Source organism: Cytobacillus sp. EB106-05-05-XG126, assembly GCF_058791715.1.
The window spans coordinates 1-3,325 of the sequence record NZ_JBYTDU010000003.1 but is presented as its reverse complement, the minus strand read 5'-3'; the positions used below and the strand labels follow the sequence as shown (position 1 = coordinate 3,325).

General features: G+C 39.3%; 5 protein-coding genes. 2 read left to right on the top strand and 3 right to left on the bottom strand.

The features are described 5' to 3' along the window. Window positions 1-114 precede the first annotated feature (114 nt). Both AC3WTL_RS13150 and AC3WTL_RS13145 read right to left on the bottom strand, forming a co-directional pair. Window positions 115-627 carry a NuoB/complex I 20 kDa subunit family protein gene (locus AC3WTL_RS13150; RefSeq protein WP_035327895.1) on the bottom strand — a complete coding sequence of 171 codons (513 nt, stop codon included), beginning with the start codon at window positions 625-627 and terminating at the stop codon, window positions 115-117. Continuing rightward, window positions 618-992: an NADH-quinone oxidoreductase subunit A gene (locus tag AC3WTL_RS13145; RefSeq protein WP_248350018.1), complete on the bottom strand. Its 375-nt coding sequence runs from the start codon at window positions 990-992 to the stop codon at window positions 618-620. The genes AC3WTL_RS13150 and AC3WTL_RS13145 overlap by 10 nt, the downstream gene beginning before the upstream one ends. 532 nt (window positions 993-1,524) lie before the next feature. Here AC3WTL_RS13145 and AC3WTL_RS13140 point away from each other — a divergent pair. After that, complete coding sequence (locus tag AC3WTL_RS13140; protein WP_248350020.1) at window positions 1,525-2,247, top strand: 3D domain-containing protein; 723 nt, start codon at window positions 1,525-1,527, stop codon at window positions 2,245-2,247. 62 nt (window positions 2,248-2,309) lie between these two features. Here AC3WTL_RS13140 and AC3WTL_RS13135 read toward each other — a convergent pair whose 3' ends face one another. Next, window positions 2,310-2,537: a hypothetical protein gene (locus AC3WTL_RS13135; protein ID WP_163142322.1), complete on the bottom strand. Its 228-nt coding sequence runs from the start codon at window positions 2,535-2,537 to the stop codon at window positions 2,310-2,312. Window positions 2,538-2,903: 366 nt separating this feature from the next. Here AC3WTL_RS13135 and AC3WTL_RS13130 point away from each other — a divergent pair, with 366 nt between their 5' ends. Further along, a complete protein-coding gene (locus AC3WTL_RS13130; protein ID WP_048007947.1) occupies window positions 2,904-3,092 on the top strand; it encodes a hypothetical protein in 189 nt (62 codons plus the stop codon). Window positions 3,093-3,325 lie beyond the last annotated feature (233 nt).

Sequence of the window (3,325 nt, the reverse complement as noted above, 5' to 3'; positions counted from 1 at the left end):
TTCTTCCTTTGTTTCTCCCTGCTCTTTCGCTTTCATTTTAGCCAGGGCCGCTGCCTTCGCTTTTGCTGCAGCCTCTTTTTTCAGCTGTTCAAGATCTTTTTCTCCGCTCATAGGTTAGATCACCTTCTTCCCAGTCTTAGCCTCATAACGGATTTTCTCTTTTAACTTATTAATTCCATAAATCAATGCTGCCGGGTTCGGCGGGCATCCTGGTATGTATACATCAACAGGGACAATCTGGTCGACCCCTTTAACTACTGAGTAAGATTTCACATATGGCCCACCCGCAGTTGCACAGGATCCCATCGCGATCACCCATTTTGGTTCAGGCATCTGATCATAAAGACGGCGGACAATAGGCGCCATTTTCTTTGTTACTGTACCTGAAACAATCATGACATCAGACTGACGGGGAGATGTGCGGAAAAAAGATCCAAAACGGTCCAAATCGTAATGCGATGAACCTACACCCATCATTTCAATGGCACAGCAAGCAAGCCCGAAGGTCATTGGCCACAATGAATTACTCCGCGCCCACGCTTTAATCTGTTCCAAGGTTGCCATAAACACATTGCGCTGCAGTTCTTCCATTTCTTCCGGTGTAATATTATCCAACTTTAAATCCATTTCAGCACCTTCTTTTTCCATGCATAAACAAGTCCAATTATTAGCATAAATACAAAAATCAGCATCTCAATCAATGCAAAAATACCAAGCTTCTCATATGCCACTGCCCACGGGTACAAAAATACTGTTTCCACATCAAAAATGACAAACATCAGGGCAAAAATATAATAGCGGACATTGAACTGCACCCTCGAATCCTGGAATGGCTCAATCCCGCTCTCATATGTGGTATACTTCGTATCATATGGCTTATAGGGCCGCAAAAGCTTTCCCAAAAACAAAGCCACCACAGGCAGCAATACGCCCAGGCACAAAAACACGAAAACTATCAAATAGTTATTCTGGTATAAATTCCAAAGCTCCATGCCCATCCCCTCCAATGCTGAAAATTTTCACAACATTTAAACATGTAACCGTAACCATTATACACCCTACTCTCCCATGTGTCGACACAACCTCAGACTATTATTGGAAATTCTCAATGGACTCATAATTGGATCTCCGGAAGAGAATTTACATAGCCACTTTTGACACATCTTCCTTAGATTATATGAGCTTGCCCCCTGTCAATATCCATTAAATTCTTCTTTATATTTATCTACCATTAAAAAACAACTTTTCTTCTTTGTCAGTGAGATATGTAACACACCAAGAGAATTTTTTCTTTCTTGCACATAGAGGAAAAACTTTCTATTTAAACCATCTTAAGGCTCTAATATATCAAATATGACTATATCTAAGGCTTTTCGTCCATCCAGTATGAACATTATGATGTTTTGCCATTTCTTCGTTATTTTCCTGAAATGTGCGTAATTTAATTATAACCTCTCTGTTCTTTTACTCAGAATTTTCTGTGCTAGCATAATAATTGTCAACTAAGTTTATAGGAGGTTTAACATGAAAAAGTATTTTTATTATCTGCTCGCGAGCTTAATCATCTGGAGCACAGCAGGTGTAAGCGCATATGCAGAAGAAGTAACTGTAAATAAAGGGGATACCCTATGGTCCATAGCACAAAAACACGAAGTGTCCGTTCAGGATATTAAAAACTGGAATGGCCTATCCGGGGATCTGATTCACCCAAATGACAAGCTTGATGTTTCACCTGAAGAAATATACATAGTAGAATCCGGTGATACTCTCTGGAATATTGCCAAAACATACAATATAAGTGTACATCACCTTAAGAAGTGGAATCAGCTGAAATCCGATTTTATAAAACCTGGATTAGAGCTAATCATCTATAAAAATAAATCAGTGAAAAAAGAAGCTTTTAATCCTAAGACCGTCGTTAAAGCAGCAAACACCAATGAGCCTGCAGCAAAAGAAGGGAAAGTTCTGACTGTTACTGCAACTGCCTATACAGCAAGCTGTGAAGGATGTATCGGCATTACAAAAACAGGAGTCAATCTTATCGATAACCCGGATGAAAAAGTAATTGCAGTTGATCCAGACGTAATTCCTTTGGGTTCTAAAGTATTTGTAGAAGGATATGGCTATGCAACTGCCGAGGATATTGGCGGCGGAATTAACGGACATGAAATTGATGTGTTTATTCCTGGAGAGCAGGATGCACTGCAGTGGGGAAGAAAAGATGTAAAGGTTACTATTCTAAATTAAACAAAAGAGGTCTCTCACTGCAGGGACCTCTTTTTTCAATTGCTCTATTCATTTATAGGCTGCTAATTGATCAAGTGTGTTTCAGATACCCGGCAAAAAGCTTTTAAAAGATTTTGCATACACCTAATCCGGATCGCTTCGTCAAATAAGAACACATTGAATATCTCCGCTTCAAGCATAAGGAATACTTTCATGGCAGCATCATCCTTATTGCTTATATGATTATTTGTAAAATAGCTGATTAATTCTCTTTCATAATATTCTACCGTTCCAAATAATACAGTCGACAAGGATCTCACCCCCTGGTTTTCTAACCTTGTCTATTATTAAAACCAAATATTCAATTTTGTACGTCGATAACTGTCTAGCTCCACAAGGAAAGCTACGTCAGCGATACATCGCACGACCGAAAGCGGCAGCTTTTGGGAGGACGTGGCGATCTTAGTATGCGTTCTTACGTGGGCAAGGCGCTTCCGCTTTTCTAAGCATGTTGCTACTATATGACTCTATTCTCTAGGTTTCAACAAAATCTGACACTTTTAACAAAATAGTTAAGATGGCGATTCCTTTTTAATATAAATGAAATATAGCTGTTTCCTTTGAAATTTATTTTTGTGATAAAGTTATATTAAGAGCTTAGATTAGGAGAATTACTTATGACTAAAAACAACTGCCCGGCTATTCAAAAATTCGATGAGCTCGTTACTAAAAGCAATGAGCTAAAAAGGGAGCTGGATGTCACTCCTTTTGAAGATAAACAAAAGTTCATGAGCCTTCTTAAAAAGCTCATAACCGTGCATAAGAATTTAGATCAATTAACCCTATATGACCAGACAAAGTATTAAAATAGATGAAGGACAGGCAAATGCCTGTCCTTTCTTCATGTATCAGCATCAACCACTCACCCACCAACATATCAACCATCTATAAAGTGAAACTTCAATCAGTGGGGGTTTTCCTTATCCCCCACTGATTGTTAGTCGCGTTCTAGTGTCGCTAAGATCTCCGCTATCGCTTCGATCAATCGACACTACGAACCCGATTGGTTCAACTAAGCCTCTGCCTGCGCGTCGGCAAG

Excerpts from the sequence above, each read along its gene's own strand:
- AC3WTL_RS13150 (WP_035327895.1), bottom strand. The coding sequence starts at position 627 with ATGGATTTAAAGTTGGATAATATTACACCGGAAGAAATGGAAGAACTG.
- AC3WTL_RS13145 (WP_248350018.1), bottom strand. The coding sequence starts at position 992 with ATGGAGCTTTGGAATTTATACCAGAATAACTATTTGATAGTTTTCGTG.
- AC3WTL_RS13140 (WP_248350020.1), top strand. The coding sequence starts at position 1,525 with ATGAAAAAGTATTTTTATTATCTGCTCGCGAGCTTAATCATCTGGAGC.
- AC3WTL_RS13130 (WP_048007947.1), top strand. The coding sequence starts at position 2,904 with ATGACTAAAAACAACTGCCCGGCTATTCAAAAATTCGATGAGCTCGTT.